This window comes from Segatella hominis (genome assembly GCF_004535825.1).
GTDB classification, from domain to species: domain Bacteria; phylum Bacteroidota; class Bacteroidia; order Bacteroidales; family Bacteroidaceae; genus Prevotella; species Prevotella hominis.
The window spans coordinates 47,910-70,555 of sequence record NZ_SGVY01000018.1 but is presented as its reverse complement, the minus strand read 5'-3'; the positions used below and the strand labels follow the sequence as shown (position 1 = coordinate 70,555).

General features: G+C 41.7%; 16 protein-coding genes and 1 pseudogene. 9 read left to right on the top strand and 8 right to left on the bottom strand.

Annotated elements, in window-relative coordinates; all coding sequences use genetic code 11:
* The 3 genes and pseudogenes from EXN75_RS18025 to hrpB form a co-directional block, all read left to right on the top strand.
* A pseudogene (locus EXN75_RS18025) lies at window positions 1–208 on the top strand (transposase); the annotation flags it as partial.
* A gap of 20 nt (window positions 209–228) precedes the next feature.
* Window positions 229–1,866 carry an ABC-F family ATP-binding cassette domain-containing protein gene (locus EXN75_RS08545; protein ID WP_134843468.1) on the top strand — a complete coding sequence of 546 codons (1,638 nt, stop codon included), beginning with the start codon at window positions 229–231 and terminating at the stop codon, window positions 1,864–1,866.
* Window positions 1,867–1,934: 68 nt separating this feature from the next.
* A complete protein-coding gene (hrpB, locus tag EXN75_RS08540; RefSeq protein ID WP_134843467.1) occupies window positions 1,935–4,478 on the top strand; it encodes an ATP-dependent helicase HrpB in 2,544 nt (847 codons plus the stop codon).
* A 41-nt stretch (window positions 4,479–4,519) separates the two neighbouring features.
* On the opposite strand, the gene EXN75_RS08535 is transcribed toward hrpB, so the two are convergent.
* The 3 genes from EXN75_RS08535 to EXN75_RS08525 all read right to left on the bottom strand — a co-directional run bounded on the left by EXN75_RS08535 (window position 4,520) and on the right by EXN75_RS08525 (window position 8,537).
* Complete coding sequence (locus tag EXN75_RS08535) at window positions 4,520–5,539, bottom strand: FecCD family ABC transporter permease (protein ID WP_134843466.1); 1,020 nt, start codon at window positions 5,537–5,539, stop codon at window positions 4,520–4,522.
* A gap of 388 nt (window positions 5,540–5,927) precedes the next feature.
* The gene (locus EXN75_RS08530) at window positions 5,928–7,508 is read right to left on the bottom strand and encodes an OmpP1/FadL family transporter (RefSeq protein WP_134843472.1); all 1,581 of its coding nucleotides are present in this window, start codon (window positions 7,506–7,508) and stop codon (window positions 5,928–5,930) included.
* A 42-nt stretch (window positions 7,509–7,550) separates the two neighbouring features.
* A complete protein-coding gene (locus EXN75_RS08525) occupies window positions 7,551–8,537 on the bottom strand; it encodes a hypothetical protein (RefSeq protein ID WP_134843465.1) in 987 nt (328 codons plus the stop codon).
* Window positions 8,538–8,719: 182 nt separating this feature from the next.
* Here EXN75_RS08525 and prmA point away from each other — a divergent pair, with 182 nt between their 5' ends.
* Window positions 8,720–9,586 carry a 50S ribosomal protein L11 methyltransferase gene (prmA, locus tag EXN75_RS08520; RefSeq protein WP_134843464.1) on the top strand — a complete coding sequence of 289 codons (867 nt, stop codon included), beginning with the start codon at window positions 8,720–8,722 and terminating at the stop codon, window positions 9,584–9,586.
* Between the two features lie 137 nt (window positions 9,587–9,723).
* Here the strand turns inward: prmA and EXN75_RS08515 are convergent, their stop codons facing one another.
* Window positions 9,724–10,602, bottom strand: coding sequence for a glycoside hydrolase family 25 protein (locus EXN75_RS08515; protein WP_134843463.1), 879 nt, complete (start codon window positions 10,600–10,602; stop codon window positions 9,724–9,726).
* A 66-nt stretch (window positions 10,603–10,668) separates the two neighbouring features.
* On the bottom strand, window positions 10,669–12,318 hold the full coding sequence (locus tag EXN75_RS08510) for a diphosphate--fructose-6-phosphate 1-phosphotransferase (protein ID WP_118117299.1): 1,650 nt from the start codon (window positions 12,316–12,318) through the stop codon (window positions 10,669–10,671).
* 203 nt (window positions 12,319–12,521) lie between these two features.
* On the opposite strand from EXN75_RS08510, the gene EXN75_RS08505 reads away from it, so the two are divergent.
* The 5 genes from EXN75_RS08505 to EXN75_RS08485 all read left to right on the top strand — a co-directional run bounded on the left by EXN75_RS08505 (window position 12,522) and on the right by EXN75_RS08485 (window position 18,880).
* Window positions 12,522–12,794: a hypothetical protein gene (locus EXN75_RS08505; protein WP_022111323.1), complete on the top strand. Its 273-nt coding sequence runs from the start codon at window positions 12,522–12,524 to the stop codon at window positions 12,792–12,794.
* Between the two features lie 18 nt (window positions 12,795–12,812).
* Entirely contained in the window at window positions 12,813–13,370 is a 558-nt protein-coding gene (locus tag EXN75_RS08500; RefSeq protein ID WP_022111324.1) for a 1-acyl-sn-glycerol-3-phosphate acyltransferase, read from the top strand.
* Window positions 13,371–13,465: 95 nt separating this feature from the next.
* A complete protein-coding gene (locus EXN75_RS08495) occupies window positions 13,466–16,081 on the top strand; it encodes a golvesin C-terminal-like domain-containing protein (protein ID WP_246031336.1) in 2,616 nt (871 codons plus the stop codon).
* A 94-nt stretch (window positions 16,082–16,175) separates the two neighbouring features.
* On the top strand, window positions 16,176–16,517 hold the full coding sequence (locus EXN75_RS08490) for a hypothetical protein (RefSeq protein WP_118117301.1): 342 nt from the start codon (window positions 16,176–16,178) through the stop codon (window positions 16,515–16,517).
* 29 nt (window positions 16,518–16,546) lie between these two features.
* Window positions 16,547–18,880 carry a YgiQ family radical SAM protein gene (locus tag EXN75_RS08485; protein ID WP_246031335.1) on the top strand — a complete coding sequence of 778 codons (2,334 nt, stop codon included), beginning with the start codon at window positions 16,547–16,549 and terminating at the stop codon, window positions 18,878–18,880.
* 395 nt (window positions 18,881–19,275) lie between these two features.
* Here EXN75_RS08485 and EXN75_RS08480 read toward each other — a convergent pair whose 3' ends face one another.
* The 3 genes from EXN75_RS08480 to EXN75_RS08470 form a co-directional block, all read right to left on the bottom strand.
* Complete coding sequence (locus tag EXN75_RS08480) at window positions 19,276–20,325, bottom strand: N-acetylmuramoyl-L-alanine amidase-like domain-containing protein (RefSeq protein ID WP_246031334.1); 1,050 nt, start codon at window positions 20,323–20,325, stop codon at window positions 19,276–19,278.
* Window positions 20,326–20,354: 29 nt separating this feature from the next.
* The gene (locus tag EXN75_RS08475; RefSeq protein ID WP_246031333.1) at window positions 20,355–21,422 is read right to left on the bottom strand and encodes a DUF4421 domain-containing protein; all 1,068 of its coding nucleotides are present in this window, start codon (window positions 21,420–21,422) and stop codon (window positions 20,355–20,357) included.
* 232 nt (window positions 21,423–21,654) lie between these two features.
* Window positions 21,655–22,638, bottom strand: coding sequence for a Gfo/Idh/MocA family protein (locus EXN75_RS08470; protein WP_134843462.1), 984 nt, complete (start codon window positions 22,636–22,638; stop codon window positions 21,655–21,657).
* Between the last annotated feature and the right edge of the window lie 8 nt (window positions 22,639–22,646).

The following is a 22,646-nucleotide window of genomic DNA, read 5'->3' as shown; positions in this document are numbered from 1 at the left end:
CCTCCGAAGGATGGTAATATTCCAGATTTCAACATTTCAAAGATCGATATTTGCCCTTTTCGGGCCTATCAGAGAAGCTTTCGGCTCTTTCATGGCAATTTCTCGAAAGATATTCACCAGCGGAGCCGATTGCTATGTTTCACTCAGAATGACCACACTGGTCATGCTGGATTCAAAATATGCCCCCTTTTTAAAGTGGGCTCAGTAATATAGACAGAAGAAAAAAATATGATTACAGTTGATGGACTGACCGTCGAGTTTGGCGGCACCACCTTATTTAAAGACATTTCCTTCCAGATCAATGAGAAGGACCGTATAGCCCTGATGGGTAAAAATGGCGCAGGCAAGAGTACCTTGCTTAAAATCATTGCCGGTGTGAGAACGGCTACAAGAGGTACAGTTTCCGCTCCAAAAGATTGCGTCATTGCCTATCTTCCGCAGCATCTGATGACCGAAGACGATCGAACCGTGTTCGATGAAACCTGTCAGGCGTTCGCTCATCTGCACGAGATGCAGGCGGAAATCGACCGTATCAACAATGAACTTGCCACCCGCACAGACTATGATAGCGATGACTACATGCAGCTCATCGAAAAGGTTTCTTCGCTCTCAGAAAAATTCTATGCCATCGACATGACTCATTTCGAAGAAGATGTTGAGAAAACTCTTCTCGGTCTGGGCTTTGAACGTTCTGATTTCGATCGTCCTACCAGCGAATTCTCTGGTGGTTGGCGCATGCGTATCGAATTGGCAAAATTACTGCTGAAATCTCCTGATGTCTTGCTGCTGGATGAGCCTACCAATCATCTCGACATCGAATCTATCGGTTGGCTTGAGGATTTCATCATCAACAGTTCTAAAGCCGTGGTTGTCATCAGCCACGACCGCAAGTTTGTAGATGACATTACTACCCGCACCATAGAGGTTACTATGGGGCGCATCTACGACTACAAGGCTACCTATAGCCAGTATCTGGAACTGCGCAAGGAGCGTCGCGAACAGCAGATGAAGAAATATGAGGAGCAGCAGAAGATGATAGCCGAAACCAAGGATTTCATTGAGCGCTTCAAAGGTACTTATTCCAAAACATTTCAGGTGCAAAGCCGCGTAAAGATGCTGGAGAAACTTGAACTTATTGAGGTGGATGAAGAAGACACCAGTCGCCTTCGCCTCAAGTTCCCGCCAAGTCCTCGCAGCGGTGCCTATCCTGTACAGATGAGCGACGTATCAATGTCTTTTGATGATAAGAAGATATTCAGTGGCGTGAATCTTACTGTAGAGCGTGGCGACAAGATAGCTTTCGTAGGTCGTAATGGCGAGGGGAAATCCACGCTTGTGAAATGTATCATGGGGCAGTTGCAGAATGAGGGAAAACTCGAATTGGGGCATAATGTACAGATAGGTTATTTCGCTCAGAATCAAGCCTCTCTGCTTGATGGTGAACTCACCGTATTCCAGACTATCGACGATGTGGCGAAAGGAGAAATCCGCAACAAAATACGCGATTTGCTCGGGGCTTTCATGTTTGGTGGCGAAGACTCTACCAAGAAGGTGAAAGTCCTCTCCGGTGGTGAGCGTACTCGCCTTGCCATTCTCAAACTCCTCTTGGAGCCGGTAAACCTGCTGATTCTGGATGAGCCTACCAATCATCTCGACCTCAAGACCAAGGACGTGCTCAAGCAAGCTCTTCTGGATTTCGACGGAACCCTCATTGTAGTAAGTCACGACCGCGATTTCCTCGATGGACTGGTGAGTAAGGTCTATGAATTCGGTCATGGTCGCGTCCGCGAACATTTGTGCGGCATCTACGAGTTCCTCGAAACCAAGAAAATGGAAAATCTGCAGGAACTGGAAAAGAAATCATAACATCATCATGGCTTTCATGAAAAGTCAGAGCAAACACCATAGTAGATTACTTAAAAAAACAACAAGTAATGTCGATTGAAAATATAGCCAAACGTTCCGGTAATCTTCCGGTTTTTCAAATCGCTGATGCAGTAAACCAAACTTTGTCAGAGCACAATTCCATTGTGATTACGGCTGCACCCGGTTCTGGTAAATCAACCATTCTCCCGCTTACCATGCTTCAAGCATTGGGAAGCGAGGGGAAAATAATCATTCTCGAACCCAGGAGAATTGCAGCCAGACAAATCGCTGAGCGCATGGCTTACTTGCTCGGTGAACCGATAGGAAAAACTGTGGGCTATCGTATTCGCTTTGAAACCAAGGTTTCTAAAGATACACGCATTGAAGTCGTGACGGAAGGAATTCTTACCAGAATGCTGATAGAAGATGCTACACTCGACGGGGTGAATCTTGTTGTCTTTGATGAATTTCATGAAAGAAGTCTTACGGCTGATCTTGCTTTTGCCCTCACCCATCAAACCCAACAGATTATCAGAGACGACCTGAAAATCGCCATCATGTCGGCTACCATTGATGTGGACTCTATCTGCCATTCCCTTCAGGCTCCCATGATAGAGAGTCAGGGAAAAATGTTTCCAGTAGAAATCATTTATGCAAAGGAAACTCCGCAACTTCATGAGATTGTGCAGGTTACTGCTGCCACGATCCTGAAAGCCTATAGGGAGCAGGTAGGAGACATGCTTGTATTTCTGCCTGGACAGGGAGAGATTATAAAATGCGCAGAATTGCTCGAGAAATCTTCACTCGATGCGAAGGTTTATCCTCTTTACGGCAACTTATCTCAAGAAGCTCAAAAACAGGCCATCGCTCCTTCCCGGGATGGAGAAAGGAAGATAGTGCTCGCTACTCCTATTGCTGAAACTTCTATTACTATCGAGGGTGTGAAAATTGTGATAGATGCGGGCTATTGCCGTCGTTTGAACTATGATGCAAAAACCGGATTGAGTCATCTTGATACGGTAAGAATCAGCAAGGACATGGCTGTACAGAGAGCGGGACGTGCAGGACGAGTGACAGAAGGAACCTGCTATCGACTCTGGACAATGGCGACGGAACATCAGATGGAGGAACAACGTAAGCCGGAAATTCTGGAAGCTGACTTGTCATCCATGTTGCTTGAAGTCGCAGCATTCGGCGAAACAAATGTTGCAGCCTTGCCTTGGCTTACTCCACCTCCGACTGGTAACTTATTGAGTGCAAAGGATTTATTGGTAATGCTTGGAGCGATTGTTCTGCATAATTCCCAGCCAAAGAATGTTTCTAATAGCAAGGAGGAAGAAACTTCTTTCAGCCTGACTCCTTTGGGCAAAGTAATGGTCAAACTCCCTTGCCATCCTCGTATTGCTAAAATGATTTCGGGAGCGAAAACACAGCAGGAGAAGAGTCTTGCATGTGATGTGGCTGCTCTCTTGGAAGAAAAAGATCCGCTTTCTGATCAGGAGGATAAGGATATTACTCTTCGCATTTCCCTTTTGCGGAATGCACGCAGAAAACAGAGTTTGGGCAGATGGGCAAAAATCGCACAGAATTCGGCAGAACTGCATCGTATGTGCAAGGTTAAAGTGGAGAATGAGGATCCTTCTGCTGATGTTGTCGGCCGTCTGGTGGCTTTAGCTTATCCGGAACGCATCGCCCTCGCCATGGATCATATTGGCAACTATCGTTTGGCGAATGGTAATAGAGTCAGAATAGAAAGCACTGATTCCCTAATTGGTTACCAATGGCTTGCAGTGGCTTCGATGCATGCTAATGGAAATGCAGGAAAGGTTTTCTTAGCAGCACCTGTCTGCGAAAAGGATTTACAGGAACTCGCCACGGAGCATGATCATGTTTCTTGGGACAGTAAACAGGGACGTGTTGTCATGCAAAGGGAAAAAAGAATTGGTAGAATCATTGTTGACAGCAAACCGATTCATGATATTGATAAAAGTCTGATTATCAACATTATATGTGAAGCTATCAGAAAAGATGGACTTAGCATGTTCGACTGGAATGAACAGGTGCAGATGCTGCAGAGGCGTGTGGCTCAAGTGACAGAATGGCATCCTGAACTGGAGATTCCGAATCTGAGTACTCCTTATCTGATGGAACATGCGCAAGACTGGCTTCCGTTCTATCTGGAAGAAGGAAATCATGTGATTTCCACTAATAGTGAACTGAAGAAAATTAATTTGAAAGAAGTTTTGTGGAATAGCATTCCTTATGATCTTCAACAGGAAATCGATCGGCTGGCTCCTACCCATATCCAAGTTCCTTCTGGTAGCAGAATCAAACTCGATTACCGACAGGGTACTGAAATTCCTGTATTGTGCGTACGCTTGCAGGAGTGCTTTGGAATGAAGGAAACACCTTGCGTGAATGACGGAAAACAACCTGTACTGATGGAACTTCTGTCGCCTGGTTTCAAGCCGGTGCAATTGACTCAGGATTTAGGCAGTTTCTGGAAGGACACATATTTTGAAGTACGAAAGGAATTGAAGCGCCGCTATCCCAAGCATTTCTGGCCTGAGAATCCGTTGGAAAGTGAAGCTGTTAAGGGAGTGAAGAGATAGTTTATCTTTTCACTCTATTTTTGAATTTCTCATCTCATTTTTTACCTTTTTACCTTTAATAATATATAAATGACAATCGGGGCTCCAAAGAGCGGAGTTACGGCATTGAGCGGCAAAGTACCATTCCAGCAAGGCAGTGAACACAGGAGATTACAGATTTGAGCCATCAGACAGCCTGCCATCATCGTAAAAGGAATGAGTAGTCGGTGATTGTCTGTAGATAAAAGCATCCGAGCCAGATGTGGAGTTACCAGTCCGATGAAAGCTATAGGTCCGCAAAAAGCTGTAACAACGGCAGTCAATACACCTGTTATTAATAAAAGTGTCAGTCGGATTTTTGATATTTCAAACCCCAAGCTTGCTGCATACTGTTCGCCTAATAATAGCGCATTGAGGGGTTTGCTCATCATCAAGGCAAAGAAACTTCCTATCAGAACAATACCAGCCAGAAGCGGAACGTTTCCCATCGTAACATTTCCGAAACTACCCAATCCCCAAATCATATAAGACTTTACTCCCTCTGCCGTAGCATAGAAATTGAGAAGAGAGATAGCGCTGCTTGCCAAATACCCTATCATAATACCGATAATGAGAAGTACTACGTGACTTTTGACCATCGTAGAAAGCAGAGAGATCATGCAGATGATAATCATCGCTCCCACAAAAGCACTGACAAGAATTGCCAAGTAACCATTGGTTGTATAAGAACCTAAGGAAATATTTCCTCCAAGTATGAACATCACGATAGCTACTGCCAGACTTGCACCACTGCTAATGCCGAATACGTCAGGTCCGGCAAGGGGATTGCGGAAGGTCGTTTGAAGCAGTAATCCAGAAACCGACAATGCAGCTCCGGCTAAAAGTGCCGTAAAAGCCTGAGGAAGACGGGATTCCAAAACAATATAACTATATGAAGGATTTGCCACCCCCTCTCCTTTTCCGAGTAGGATGGCTATGATGTCTTGAATCGGAATTGAAACGCTACCTAATGCTAAACTTAACATAAACAGCAATAGAACAGCCATCAATCCTGCGATAGTATATATGAAAACTTTGCCCATAATCGTATTCTTGTTTGAAATTCTATTCTTTTGTTTGAAATGATCATCTCCTTCAGAAATAACATATTACTTAGTCAGAAATATATTACCCTATCAGAAATAACTTTTACTTCATCAGAAATAAATCAATACTTCATCAGAAAATAAAAAAAATAGGACCTGTTTCTCAACAAATCCTATTCACATACTTACTAAAACTAAATTAACCACTAAAAAAACTAATATTTTCTTGTATAAACAATCTGTTTTCAATTGCAAAGGTAGTACTTTTATTTGTAACCACCAAATTATTCTCGCCTTTTTTTCTTGAAAATTGCGAAAAAACAAAATTTTAACAGTTGTTGTCTGTTTCCTGTCGTTTTTATGTCTTATTTCAAGAAAGCAACATTTAGAACTTGTAAGACAAAGTCATAAGCAACTGATGACGATTGTTCTCAACTTTTGTTGCAGGAGCTATACAATCGTTCTCACTGTCATGATTATCATAGTAACTCATGAATGGATAGAAATCTCCCTTCTGGGCACTATACTGATAAGCCACATCGAAAGCCCAACCCTGATAGTTGAAACCTACACCGGCTGTAATGCGATTGGTAGCCTTCCAGTTGGTAAAGTCGCTGGAAGTTGCATAAGCTGTTCCAGGAGAAGCGATGCTCTGATCACGGTAACCTTCTTCCTTAAACATCGGAGATACATAATTATATCCGAGACGGATGGCAACCAATGGCATAGGCTTGTACTCCAAACCTAATTTCACGGTACTAACTCCACTCAGTGAAAAACGAGTGTTATCGTTCATGGCATCATCACTACTGCTGGTCTCATAATAATCACCATACCAGGAATCATAATATCCACCATCCTTGATGCGGTTGTCCATATGGTCATACCAGGCGTATTCATAAGTTGCACCCAATGCAAGATAGTTGCCCACAGTATGTCCGAGACTGACACCTGCTTTCCATGCAGTATTCAGACGATAATCATAACTGCAGGTATTGTTAGAAAAAGCAGTATCATCATATCTCTTTACATCCACCATTTCCAGTCTGGAAGCACCACTCATGGTCAGGTCGTAATATACTGGCGAATTCAAGTAGGCACCGATGCGGAAAGGAGAATCATTCACAGGGCGGAAGATGACACCGGCCTTTACATCAAAACCAGTTCCATCAATCTTGAGACTCTCATAGTGGTCGGAAATCGCTCCGCCAGGATTATCAGATTTCAGGTTTTCAGAGTACATGGAATTGCTCTTATAGTTGACATCGTGCAAACCAATGGTAAGACCAAGCCAAACACGATTGTTGATGGAACCGCTGATGTTGAAATCATATTGTCCTATGTATCCTTTCTGAGTCTGACCATAGAGAAACTCATTGCCATTATAATAATACATATTTCCCATTTCATCATATCTCATCATCTTTTCATAATTAGCATCAACACCAGTCCATACCATATCTCCGCCTGTCTGACCATGAAAAGCAGCATATTTAATAGCAGTCAACTTGCTTTGAGAAGCCCCATTCAGATTGTTGGCTGCATTCAGAATCTGATTGAAATCAGCACTCTTGTGATAGTTAAATGCCAAATTGATGTAGCTTTTTCTGCCGCGTGTAGGCGACCAGACTATACCTACCTGATCAAGGCTTACATGTGATTTGCTTCCATCAAAATCAATAGTCGTATTATTGAACTTTGTATAGTTCTCTGCGTCAGTCTGCGCCATAACACCGGCAGAAAGACTAACCTGATTCTTTCTGAACAAACCGATACCAGCAGGGTTAGATCCGATGGTAGAAATATCTGCACCGAGGGCTTCCATGGCGCCACCCATACCTACATAACGCGCAGTACCATTCAGACTGTTCTCTGCAAGTTTAGTATCCTGGTAAGTTTCCTGAGCCAAGGCTGGGGCTGCCATGAGTCCCAGCGCAGCTAACAAGAAATATTTAGAATTCTTCATCATGATTTCCAAACTTTAAATAAATTACTTATATTACATTTTTTATCTTCTGCCACCAAAGCTGCCGCCTCCGCCGGAACGTGAGCCTCCTCCAAAGCTACCGCCACCGAAGCTGCCACCAGAATGACTTCCACCGAAACTACCTCCTCCAAAGTTACCACTTCTGTTGCCAAAGCCACTGAAGTTGGAATTACCATTGTTAGAGCGGTTGGAATTGCCGAAACTATTGTTGTAATCACGGTTGGAACGATTGCCGAAGTTACGATTGCCATACGAGTTATCATCCCTTCTGCCATTATAGCGGCCAGAATTATTACCCGGACCATTCCAACTGCGGTTGCCAGCATACCCCTTTGGATTTCCGCTATAGTGAACATGTCCTATCATCGGACCACCCCAGTACCAAGGATTGTAATATCCGCCCCATCCATACCAAGGAGAATACCAACCTCCATACCAGCCAGCATATCCGTAATACCAAGGATCGTAGAATGGGTCAAACCAAGGGTCGTACCAACCTGCGTAATAACCATAGCGCCAAGGATTTCTCCAGCCCCAGTAGCCACTACGCCAGTAATAAGGTCCTACTCCATAATAATCATAGAACCATGGATTATAATAACCATCCCAACGGCTTAAATCTCGTGTGTATTCGAAATCCTCATCCTGATTGATGAATTTCTGAGCGAAAGCCTCATCGTCGTAAATAGAGTCTGGTTTGACACCTTTCTCAAGACGGAATGAAATAATGTCATTACCCAAGGAATCTGTAGTGATACCTTGATAATGACTCAATATTCTACCATTACGATTGTATTCGTCAACGGAACGTGGACTGCCCGACCAATAAATAGCATAAAGACTATCACGAACGGCACGAACTCTGGCATAAGCCTTCGCTCTCTGTTCACGGAGTGCAGCTTCTTTCTTGGCCTCCTGTTTCGGATTGAAATAGAGGTCATCGTCCTGAGCCATCGTTGTCAATGGCATCGCTGCTACAAGGACTGCAAGAAGAACAAATTTTTTCATTATATGACTCCTTTTATTTATTCTCTAACCAACTTTCTATACCAATATAATTTATTACATGCAAAAATATTGCTTATTCTCATGCAAAATTAAAGAAAAACCCTAAATAATGATAGGTTTTTCCCTATTTTTTATAATTTTGCAGTAGTTTTTTAGATTTAAATAAGAATTGAAGAATTGATATGAAATATTTAGTAGCAAAATTTAAGATTAAAGCCAGCGAGGATTTGATGCAAGTTTGCAAGGATCTGTTGGCTGACAGTGCAGCTGAAGCCGGATTTGAATCGTTTGAAGAAACTGAAGAAGGCATGGAGGCGTATGTGCAGAAAGAATTGTTTGATAAGGAAATACTTGATCAGAATATTAAAGAATTTCCTATTGAAGGAACAGAAATCTCTTACGAGATAAAAGAAGCTGAAGATAAAGACTGGAATCAAGAATGGGAAGATCAGGGATTTGAACCGATTTGTATTGATGACCAGATTCTCATCTATGACGCCAAACATCCGGATCTCCACCCTACTACATCTCCAGACCATATTGAGATTGGAATCGAAGCTAAACTCGCCTTCGGTACAGGTAACCACGAAACGACACGCATGATTGTTTCTTCGCTCATGAACATGAATCTGTACAAGAAGCGTGTTCTTGATTGTGGTTGCGGTACTGGAATCTTAGGGATTGTGGCCTCTAAGTTGGGAGCAGGCGATGTGGTCGGTTATGATATAGATGAATGGAGCGTTGAAAATTCCAAGCATAATGCCCAGCTTAACGGCGTGAATAATATAAGCGTATATTTCGGCAATGCATCAGTCATCAATCATATCAGTGGTATGTTTGATGTGGTACTTGCCAATATCAACAGAAACATTCTCTTGGAAGACATGAATGTTTTCAGAAGTGTAATGAATGATGGGTCTTATTTGATTCTCAGCGGTTTCTACGTGGAAGACATTCCTGTGTTGCTGGAGAAAGCAAAGGAATTGGGATTGTCGGAAATCGAAAGAAAAAGCGATAACAACTGGGCTTGTCTCATTCTCAAAAACTAATCAACTTCTGTATCTTTTAATGACAATTTCAGAGGCTTTTAAGGAAAATTTTGGATGCAGTAAATAAAGGGCTGCATCCAACTATATACTAAATCATAAAATCCTTTCTTTTAGGCAGATTTGCTAAAAGAAAGGATTTATTCTTCTTCATATTCATCATCTCCAAAAAGACTTTCGCCTTTTGAACCAATACAGAGCTTTCGTAGGTCATAGTAACTTCCGTTGTAGATATTGAAATCCACGTAGCCCTTAATGCCTGGTAGTTTGCCTGCATCCGTATGCTGCCAGAACTTCCACTTTCCCTTGTACTGCACCTTATCTACATAATAATGCGCTATCCAATACGGATAGTCATCAAAGACAGGAGCGCTCAGATACTTCTCCTTAAACTTATAATAGGTGTAGATAATCGGCTTGGCATGATACTTATCTTCTACGATATGCAGCCAGGCAAGTACATCACGCTGAAAATCTTCAACAGACTTATCTGCAGGCTTGTGCTCTATATCCAGAACTGGTGGCAGATCTCCATCTGTAAGATGTATCTTCTCCAGGAAGAAATATGCCTGATCGCGAGCAGAAGACTTATTACTCCAAAAATGATAAACACCACGGATAAAACCATAATCCCGCGCCTGATTAAAATTCTCTCTGAAATTATCATCCAGACGTGAGGAACCTTCTGTTCCCTTGATGATGATAAAGCGAACAGGACAGCCTTTTATCATCGCATTCTTGAGCTGTTCCCAATCAATCGTACCCTGATAATGCGAAATATCTATACCATGAATCTCATAACCTTCAGGATATTCTACATCACCATACAAAGCACGCCACCGGAAACCAGTAGGACTTACGAAGAAATAATAAAAAGCCCAGACGTAAAGAAAAACAATCAATAATCCTCCTATCCACCATGCCCAACGGGGATATGAACGGAGGAAACGTGGTAAAAAAGAAGACGAACGCCTTCTTGCACGAGTATTACCACGTCGAGTCGTTTTCTTTCTCGGCATGCTATGTTTTTTCTGTGAAGAAGCCGTTCGTCTTGTTGACATATACTATAAAAATATAATACGATATTACTTAGCCTGCTCCAACTGGAGAGTCTTGGTGGTCTGGTCGCAAACCTCTGTAGGACCCCAGTACTGGATAGGACCTGGATATACATAAGAAGTCTCCTTAGCCCACTGCTCACGCTTAGAAGCGAAGAACTTGAATGGAGCACCGTCGAGCTCTACGAGAGCCTTACGGATAACTGGCTTGTTAGCACCGTTACGACGCTCGATGTTCATCATCATAGTGATAGGCACACCACCAGCAATCCACTCTGCAGCAGGAGCTGTTGTGTTCTTGATTACTGACATATAACCTGTCTTACCATTAGCGATGAGGCAAGAAGCATTGAAACCGAGTGAGTAGCAGTAGTCTGCATCGTAGTTAGAAGGAGCAGCACAGCGTCCCTCGTAACCGAAGAAGTGATGCTGAGCAGAGAACTTACCTACATACTTACCCTCCTTCTTCCAAGCAGCCAACTTCTCAGCTACCATGCGAGAGAGCAACTTCTCTGTCTCGATGAGAGAAACCTGTACGTTTCCGTGAGGGTCGCGGTCGAGGCAAAGCTGACGAGCTACATCTGCTGGCAAAGACTCCAATACTGCGAGGTTGTCCTTAGCGATGGCACCCTTAACGAATGCAATCTGCTCCTCAGCACTTGCAAACTCACGGCTCTCGCCTGTTGCAGGGTCTGTAAGAACCTCATTCAATTCAGCGATCAACTTCTTGATAGCAGGGATAAACTCGATCAAGCCCTCAGGAATGAGAACTGTACCGAAGTTATTGCCATCAGCAGCACGGTCTGCTACAGCCTTAGCAATATATGTAACAACATCATCCAGTGACATTTCCTTAGCCTCTACCTCCTCAGAAATCAAGCAGATGTTAGGCTGAGTCTGGAGTGCGCACTCAAGAGCGATATGAGAAGCTGAACGACCCATCAACTTGATGAAGTGCCAGTATTTACGTGCAGAATTGCAGTCGCGCTCAATGTTACCGATGAGCTCAGAGTAAGTCTTACAAGCTGTATCGAAACCGAAAGAAGTCTCAATCTGCTCGTTCTTCAAGTCACCGTCGATAGTCTTAGGACATCCGATTACCTGAACGCCATACTTCTTAGCAGCGTAGTACTCTGCAAGTACACAAGCATTGGTGTTAGAATCGTCACCACCGATGATTACGAGAGCCTTGATACCAAGTTCGCGAAGAATCTCGATACCCTTCTCAAACTGGTCTTCCTTCTCCAACTTAGTACGGCCAGAGCCGATGATATCAAAACCACCAGTATTGCGGTACTCGTCCATGATTTCAGAAGTAATCTCCATGTAGTTGTGATCTACGAGACCACCAGGACCGAGAATGAAACCATAAAGTTTGTTAGCTGGGTTGAGAGCCTTTACACCATCGAAAAGACCAGAAATCACGTTGTGACCACCAGGAGCCTGACCACCAGAGAGGATAACACCTACATTGAAAGAAGGGAGTTCCTTAGCCTCACCAGCTTCGAAAGTGATGACAGGCATTCCGTATGTATTAGGGAACAATGCCTTAATTTCATCCTGATTACCTACTGACTGTGTAGCTGCACCCTCTACTGCCTTAACAGGGCCCTGAAGAGCCTTTGGCAACTTTGGCTGATAAGCAGCTCTTGCAATTTGCAATGCACTTTTTTCCATAATTATTCTTTAATATTTAAAAGTTGAAACTACAAAAACTTTGAAAAACACTGCAAAAATAACTTTTTTTTGCGAAATAATGAAAGAAAAAAGCTAAAATTGCGTTAATCAGTATTTTTTTTCGTTACTTATGCTTGGATTTCAAAGATTTTTGCTATCTTTGAGCATTCATTTCATAATTTTAAATTTAAAAGAATAACATTATGGCTAATAAAAGAGATTTAAAACGCACTATCAATTACATTACCAGCGAACTCTTCGCTGAGTGCGTAGCTGCCTCATTGTATAATGGCAAACCAGAGCAAGAAGACGTGGACGGCATCATTTCTGTCATTGTTATGACCAATACGAATTTCATCAAACGTGTCTCTCATCCGGAACCAGGTATGAAACAGACCGTATATTATAAGAATCTCGTCTCTGATTTCAACAAGCAAGTTTGTGAGATTATTGATCAAATTGCTAATCTCGCTTAGTCCTATACCTTATTATATATGTTACAAAATTTTTGTCGCTGGATTTTATATAAGAAATTAGGGTGGAAAAAGGATATCACGGTTGATTTGCCGGAAAAGTATATTATATGCTTAGCTCCGCATACAAGCAACTGGGATTTGTTTCTTGGACAGGCTTTTGCCAAGGCAGAAGGTATGAAGTCTAACTTCTTGATGAAAAAAGAATGGTTCTTCTGGCCTCTCGGTCCTATTTTCCGCAAGATGGGTGGCATTCCGGTCTGGAGAAGTAAGCATACGAGCATGACTGATAATTTGGCTGAAGAGGCTAAAAAGAGAAAGTCTTTCGTGCTTTGCATCACACCTGAAGGAACCCGTTCTCTTAATCCAGAATGGAAAAAAGGTTTCTATTTCATTGCACAGAAGGCCAATATTCCTATCCTGCTCTATGGTGCTGATTATGAAAAGAAGCTCATTCAGTGCACCAAGAAGATGATTCCATCAGGCGATGTAGATAAGGACATGCGCGAAATCAAACTTTATTTCAAGGACTTCAAGGGTAAAAAACCGGAAAAATTCACTATCGGAAACATCGATTGAAGTAAAAAGTAAATATCAAAACTTAGAAATAGGTAATGATAAAGGTAAGTAAACTTAGAAATAAGTCAGCTTATAAATAACTTAGAGGTAAAAAATTGAATAAGAAAAACTATCTTAAATATTGGGCATTCTGTTGCTGGCTATTGATGCCGGCAACTGCAAATGCGCAATATCTTGAAGGCAATACAAGGGTCTGGGGAGACATCGAATATACCGATGATCCCTGGGTCTTTAATGCATCACATCCTTACTTTATAACTGAAGGATTGCAGAACCGCCATCTTTCAGTATGGTCATCGCATGGCAGATATTATGATAATGATCAGAAACGCTGGAAATGGCAACGACCAAATCTCTTTGGAACTACCGAGGATTTGTTCACGCAAACCATCGTTGTCCCTTATCTGATTCCGATGCTTCAGAATGCCGGTGCCATTGTTTTCACTCCGCGTGAAAGAGATTGGCAAAAAAAAGAGATCATAGTTGATAATGATGATCCTATCAAAGCTAATTACTACAAAGAAACGGTAAATGGGAAAAAATGGAAAACAGGAAAGGAACCTGGATTTGCGGCTATAAAGGCATTCTACAATGATGGGGAAAACCCTTTTACTGACGGTTCCATCAGAAAGGCTAAAGCCACTAAAAAGAAGAATTACAGTGAAATCAGCTATCAGCCAAATATTCCTGATGCTGGTAAATATGCTGTCTATGTAAGTTATCAGACTTTGCCGAAAAGTGTAAAGGATGCTAAATATCTCGTTTTTCACAAGGGGCAGGTTACAGAATTTACAGTCAACCAGAGAATGGGAGGCAGCACATGGGTCTATTTGGGCACATTTGATTTCGATAAAGGTTGCAATGAGTTCAATCGTGTTGTCGTGACCAATCAGGCTTCTTCCAAAGGTATTGTGACAAGTGATGCCGTAAGATTTGGAGGCGGTATGGGAAATATCCTTCGTGGTGGATACAATAGTGGATTTCCCCGTTGTCTGGAAGGGGCAAGATACTACGCACAATGGGCTGGCGCTCCCTACTCCGTTTATGGAGGAAGAAAGGGCAAAAACGATTATGCGGATGATATCAATACCCGTTCTCTCATGACCAACTGGCTGGGTGGTGGTAGCGTCTATATGCCTGCTAAAGACGGCAAGAATGTACCTATTGAATTATCACTTGCCATTCATAGTGATGCGGGATACAATCCTGACGGAAAATCCGTATATGGATCTTTGGCTATTTGCACAACCAACTTCAATGATGAGAAGTTGAATACGGGTATTTCCAGATTTACATCCAAGGATTTTGCCCAGGCATTGCTGAAGAACCTCGTTACAGACATGAGATATAAATATGGTGATTTTGGTGAACGCTATCTTTGGGACAGAAATTATTCTGAAACAAGATTGCCAGAAGTGCCTTCTGCCATCATCGAGACTCTCTCTCATCAGAGTTTCCCTGATATGAAACTGGCTCAGAATCCAATGGCAAAATTCACCATTGCTCGTTCGCTGTACAAGACTATCCTCAGATATGTTTCCTCCAATCATGGCAAGAAATATACGGTTCAACCTTTGCCTCCAAATCACTTTTCTGTAGAGGTGAACAATCAGGGAATAGCCACTCTTTCATGGAGTCCGCAGACGGATAAAACAGAACCGACTGCAGCTCCTACCTCTTATGTATTGTATATAGCAGAAGGAAGAGGTGGCTTCGATAATGGACAAATTATCAGAACTGCTGCCTGCCAGATCAAACTGGAACCTGGCAAGATGTATAGCTTCAAAGTGACCGCATTGAACCAAGGTGGAGAAAGTTTTCCTTCTGAGACATTGGCTGCTCTCTACAATCCGAAAGCTCGCCATACCGTATTGATAGTCAACAATTTCCATCGTTTGGCTGCACCTCAAGTGATAGACAATGAAGCGGAACAAGGTTTTGATTTCGATCAGGATCCAGGAGTAAGTTATGGACTGAATGCCGGATGGAATGGAAAGCAGAGAGTTTTCAAGCGTTCTAAAATGGGCGTGATGACTGCTGATGGACTTGGCTATTGTGGTGACGAAATGGCAGGACAAATGATTGCAGGTAATGATTTCAATTATCCAGTAGAACATGCCAGAGCAATTGCTACTTCTAATCTGTATAGTATTGCCAGTTGCTCCAGCGAGGCCATCCTTTCTGGGAAGGTAAAAATGGGAAAGTACCCAATAGTAGATTTGATCAATGGACTCGAAAGATATGATGGCTACACGCCTGAATACTACAAATCTTTTACTCCGACCATGATCAATAAGATTGAAAATTACATACATCATGGAGGACGTTTATTGGTGAGCGGCTCCTACATCGGAAGCGATATGCAAACGGATGAAGAGAAAAATTTCCTGGCTAATACGCTGAAGGTGCAATATCTGGTTTCAGACAGTCTGAAAGCCACACCGATGGTTAACGGATTAGGAATGAACTTTGATTATTACGACAAATTGAATGACAAGCACTACGCTGCAACACATCCAGATATTCTTGCCCCAATTGATGGGGCTATCTGCACAATGCAATATATAAATGGAGCAAGTGCAGCTGTAGGATATAAAGGCAATGGGTATGGTTCATTCACCATGGGCTTCCCTTTCGAGTGTATCAAGAATGAGCAGACACGTGGACAGTTAATGTCTGGTATTCTCAAGTATTTACTTGGCAACAAGTAATGATACTTTTTTCTGATATATCCGACAAGTCAATGCATTCAACAAATCTGAATATGATAAAAAAGAAATAATAACCCTTTAAATGTAGAATATTATGTATAAAATTCAAGCAAACCAATCAGGTACTCGCTCAATTGAAGTAAGCGACCTGCATCTTGAAACTATTGATAAGTATCAGCTTCTTCGCAATCTGGTGGACAGTAATGGAATCATTGATGAAGAAGTACTTGAAAAATTGAAATTGAATGTCCGCTCTTTATTGGAAGCAGACAACTGTCAGGACAAGAATCTTTTGGATCTATGCCTTGACGTTATTTATAATAGCAATATGAAAGCCTTAGGCCTTCATAACTTGGTATTGCTTTATGTAGATTGGAAAGAGAAGAAGGAAACTGAGGAGGCATCAGAAGCTGAACCAGATGCGGTTAATGACTAACTCCTGAACCTCTTTAAGACAGATTTTAAATGGATTATAAATTAACAGATTTTTTACCAACAACTAAGAAAGAATGTGAACTCAGAGGGTGGGACGAACTGGACGTTATCCTGTTTTCTGGAGATGCCTACGTAGATCATCCATCCTTCGGAGCAGCTATACTTGGCAGAATTCTTGAAGCCAATGGCTACCGTGTGGCTATTGTGCCTCAACCTGACTGGCATGGTGATTTCCGTGATTTTAAAAAGCTTGGACGCCCACGTCTGTTCTTTGGAGTTTCTCCAGGAGCCATGGACTCGATGGTAAATCGTTATACCGCCAATCGCCGTATGCGCAGTGAAGACGCTTTCAGTCCAGACTCACGCCATGACATGCGTCCAGACTATCCTTCTATCGTCTATACTCAGATATTGAAGAAACTTTTCCCTGATGTACCTGTGGCTCTTGGCGGTATAGAAGCTTCGTTGCGCCGTATCAGTCACTATGATTATTGGAAAGACGAACTGCGCAAGTGCATTCTCTGTGATTCAGGTGCCGACCTCATTCTCTATGGAATGGGTGAACGTTCTATTGTGGAACTTGCCAACGCTTTTGCTGAAGGAAAAACAATGGACGAGATTCACGAAATGCCACAGGTTGCTTTCTATTGTAAGGAAAAGGATATTCCTGGTGGTTTCAAGGATGATGACATCATCCTGCATAGCCATGAGGAGTGTCTTCACAACAAAAAAGGTCAGGCCGAAAATGTGCGCCATCTGGAGGAAGAAGCCAATAAGATGCATGCACAAAGAATGATTCAGGAAGTGGATGGAAAATATGTTGTGGTCAACCCTCCTTTCCCTCTGATGACAACAGAGGAATTGGATGCTGCTTTCGATTTGCCATATACCCGTCTGCCTCATCCAAAATATAAAGGAAAAACAATTCCTGCGTATGAGATGATCAAGTTCTCTGTCAACCTGCACCGTGGCTGTTTTGGCGGTTGTTCTTTCTGTACCATCTCTGCTCACCAAGGAAAATTTGTGGTATGCAGAAGCAAGGAAAGTATTCTGAAAGAGGTGAAGAAAATCATCGCAATGCCTGATTTCAAAGGATACTTGAGCGATTTGGGCGGCCCATCTGCTAATATGTATGGAATGCATGGCAAAAATCAGAAGGCCTGTGAGGTGTGCAAACGTCCATCATGCGTAAATCCGCAGATTTGTCCTAACCTCAATACCGATCATAGCAAACTCCTCGAGATCTATCATGCAGTTGATGCCCTACCTGGTATCAAGAAAAGTTTTATAGGTAGTGGTGTCCGCTATGATTTGCTATTGCATAAAAGCAAGGATGAGAAGGTAAATCAGGCTGCAAGGGAATATACCCGCGAGCTGATTACCAAGCATGTGAGCGGACGACTGAAAGTGGCACCAGAGCATACAAGTCCGGAAGTTCTCAAGTTCATGCGTAAGCCATCATTCGACTTATTCTATGAATTCAAACGCATCTTCGATAAGATTAACAAGGAAGAGGGACTTAACCAACAAATCATCCCTTATTTCATCAGTTCACATCCGGGCTGTCATGAAGAGGATATGGCGGAATTGGCTGTGATAACCAAGGGACTTGATTTTCATCTTGAACAAGTACAGGACTTCACTCCTACTCCGATGACAATTTCTACGGAAACCTGGTACACAGGATATGATCCATACACTTTGGAACCAGTTTTCAGTGCCAAGACTCAGAAGGAAAAACTCGCTCAAAGAATGTTCTTCTTCTGGTATAAACCGGAAGAAAGAAGGGCTATTGAATCTGAATTACGTAGAATTGGCAGAAGTGACCTGATTGCTAAATTGTATGATAAGCGTGATATGAGAGGCGGACACACTTCTGCAAGATTCGATGAGAAAGCTGTAGGCTCTACTTATGACAACCCAGGCGTTGGTCGTGGTGCAAGAGGAAAGAACAGACAGGGAAATTCTTCTTACGGCTCCAATTCCGGAAGGAATGTTAGAAACCAATCATACCAACCTAAGGGATATGGCAATGTAGGATGCTATGATGAGGATAAATATCTCAATAATGGTAAACCTCTGAATGCCCGTAACCGTAATGATGGTTCACAAAGACCACTATCTCCTCGCGAACTTGCCAAGTCTGTAAAAGAGCAGTTGAAAGCCGATAAAGGTTCTGGATTCTTCAAGGATAAAAAGAAAAAGAGTTTCAATCCTAATTTTGATGAAGGAAATCATAGACGCGGTGACATGAGTCAAAATCGCGGAAACGGCAATAAAAATCATGAAAAAGGTAGAAATTCGGGATCTTTCACAGGAGATAATAGAAATAAAGGCAATTCCGGAAAAAGAGGTAAAAGATAATCATCATTACTATATTTAGGGCAAGTTCTCAATAGATGTGCAAAAATGTAGCAGTGATGTTAAAATAAAAAATGAGCAGTCATTGAATTGAAAGAAACGTTTTCAAGACAAATGACTGCTCATTTTGCGTATGTCACCTAAAAGAGAGACCCAACTTGTTTTCTTATAGTACTCGGGGATAGCACAAAAGTGCCCTGACTATAGCACTTTTGTGCCCTTCAAAAAGCATTTTTATAGAAATGAGAGATACGAGTGTTATCTCCGAAAGATAGAGGTGTTAAATGACTTGTTTCTATTCCCCAATAGCCTAACTTTTTAGGAAAGTAAAAAACAAACATTTTAAATCTTATCCACTGACTATTAGTACAATAATAATTTAAAATATATTCTCAAAATCATTTAGCTCCATCAACAACTCTGCAAACTCTGATTCCTATCTGGCTCGGATGTTTCATCATATAAGTACGCAGAAGCATTGGTTCATCGATTACCTTCTTGTGAATACTGCTTGCATTAAGCATGTGTAGTCCATCTTGATGCCATGATGCGATTCCTATATGCGTCGTATCAAGTCCCTTTTTATTGGTTATCATGACAAGGATGTCGCCATTATGAATGGTATTTCTGAATAACCGACTATCTACGATCTGCTCTTTTGGAATATACCGATAACTTTTACCACTAATCTGCTCTTCCAATGCCTTAATACCTTGAAGTCGCTTTGCATTATTTTTTAGCATCTTATAGCTCTGCTGGTGAGTAGTCATCCAATTCACAGAAACATGCTGAACTTTGGTAAAAGGAGGATTGTTCTGAATATCAGTAACGATGCCTTCCTCTACATTATCACTAATCCAAACAGTAAAATAATGCTGTCTCTTTTCATAGGCAATTTCTCCATTGATATAACGGACATGCTGAAGCTGTCGGCAAAAATCAGAGAAATCCCTTTTTCCATTCCCGGACATGCAACGAGTCAAAGCTGTCACAATTTCAACAAAAGTCGTACAGTCGAGTTCTGAAGTATTAATAACCATTTTTTCTTCCTCCGCCCTATCCAAAGTTCCTCCTACATACGGAACACCTATGAATTTCTTTCCAAACCAAAGCATCCAACTTTTCGGTTTTTCTTTGAGTTGGGAAGCCTCTCGAAGTAAGGAATTGATACGGGAAACATCTGCTTGACTATATGTTGCCTCAACCTGATAATGTACATTATCGTCAGCACAAAGATTTGCTACTTTATCTGATGAAGACTTTAATGGAGAAAGATGAGCATCCTGATGACTATCAATATTCTCCTTCTTAACTCCTTTAGAATCCGAAACTCCATTAGAAACCGACTTAGGATGCGGTTCGAACGTACAACTTCTCGTTTGTCCTACAGCCAGCAATGAAGCCAGATTTAAAATCTGACTGGCTAAAATAAACTTAAAATACATCATGTCAATTATGTTTTACTTCCTGTAAATCATTAATGGTGGCGCTTACGACCAAAGTTCACGCCCACATAGATATTCAGCGAACCAAAAGAACTATTAGTAGAAAACTGTTCTTTCTTATAATTATAGGTATGGATTACTGTACTGGCTCCAGCATACCACTTCGTATTATTCCATACAATACCAAAACGACCAATACCATCAAGATTGAAATTATTGAAACTGAAATCATGAATATCCAATCTGCTATGTTCTGTATCTGATTTCGATTTGTTGTAAGCAAGGCCTATAGATAACGAAGCATTAAAGAGGAAGTTCTTTGCAAAGACCCAATTATAAGCATATCCGCAAGAAACAGAGATGTCTGAATATTTCACCTTCGAGAAGGTTAAAGTACTATCTATTCTTGATATTCCATCTTCCTTTTTTCCTAATTTCTCATCTACAAGAGAACTCAACTTATCCCAGTCAACATCAAGCGTATGCCGCATATAACCAATCCCTAAGAGCATAGAACCAGCACTTTTTCTTTGACAGGTACTTTGCGAGTAAGCTGCTGGGTATGAGAATTTTCTATGATTGAAGATATAGTAAAGATTGAACCCTTTAATACTGGATTTAAAACCATCAAAAGGAACTTTGTGCATCGGTGATGTATCAAGTTCGCTGCTCAGATTCATGCGTTGTACATGATAATCATTACCAGTTTGTCTCCAAAACAAATCGATGCCCAACATACTGCTATACAAGCTTAAGTCAAACTCTTTCTTATTGGTATGTTGAGAACTTGCATTGATATGTTTGAGGTCGAGAGTGTAACCAAGGAACACCCAGCGCCAACCCAGATAAGGTCCGAGGCGGAATGTTGGATCAGGAGCAAAAGATATGCGCTGACCTTCCTTGCTGGAAAGTGTATATTCCTCATAAGTGTTTGTATTCTGAAGCATTACAGTATAATTATAATGCTGCGGTTCTATATAGGAACTGTCAGTAACATTAAATTCCCGGAAAAACTTAGTAAACACATCCCCCACACGATGAAAGAATGTTTTTTTGTGTTTTTCCCTAATGAGACTATCTGGTGAATTGGATTGAAACATCGATTTATTGAAGAGAACGTTGAAACCGATAGAATCACGATCCCCTATTTCCGTTGCATGAATAGATGCAACGGAAAACAGCAAAAATAATCCAATACAATATCTCTTCATCTCAATCACGATGTTTATTACTTTAGAGAATACAAGCAAACTTTATTTCAAGTTTTATCAGAAATCTGATTAAATCAGAAACCAAAGTAGCCGAATGAATATTCATCAGCCCTATGAGTCTTTAGTTTTTCCAAAGAATACGGTCAAGTACCCAATTGGTAGGTGTAGCAGAAATAGCGGTACATTCACAAATACCTATTCCCTGTAAATCTTCTATCACCTTCTGGATGATTGGTAATTGAACGTATGGCGGATTTGGAACAACAATATCTTTCTTTCCTTCGGAATTAATTAATCGAATAGGTTCGTAATTGAAAACCGAGAAAGACAGTGATCCCTTGTCACCAATGATTTCAATACAATCTTCCTTAGCACTTTCATGACCAACAAAACACCAGCTTCCACTGCCTGGAATGCCACTTTCAAAGAAGAAACATGCAGAAATCGTATCTTCAGCTTCATACAAGTGAGCACGATTTGCCGGATATCCATGGGCACGTGTTATCACACCAAACAAATCTTGCAAAAGATCAATCTGATGTGGAGCTAAATCATAAAAGTAGCCACCACCAGAAATATCCGGTTGCAATCTCCAAGGCATTTCCTTTCCACTATGATAGTCTAAATCGCGTGGCGGAACAGAAAATCTTACCTGCACATTGATGATATCTCCAATTCCTCCACTTTGAATAATTTCCTTAACTTTCTGGAAATAAGGGAGATAACGGCGATAATAAGCAACAAAACATGGCACACCTGTCTGTTCGCTAATACGATTGATACGAATACAGTCGTTATAGCTTGCAGCCAGAGGCTTCTCAACATAAACAGGTTTACCAGCCTTCATAGCCATAATAGCAAAAGTGGCATGAGAAGAAGGTGGCGTGGCGATATAGACCGCATTTACATCAGGATCATCAATAAGTTCTTGAGCATCAGTGTACCATTTTCTGATATGATGGCGCTCAGCATAACTGCGCGCTTTCTTTTCACTTCTGCTCATAACCGCAACAACTTGTGAGCCAGGAACTTCATTGAATGCTGGTCCTGACTTTTTCTCGGTTACCTCACCGCAGCCGATAAATCCCCACTTAATTTCTTTCATTGATTCTG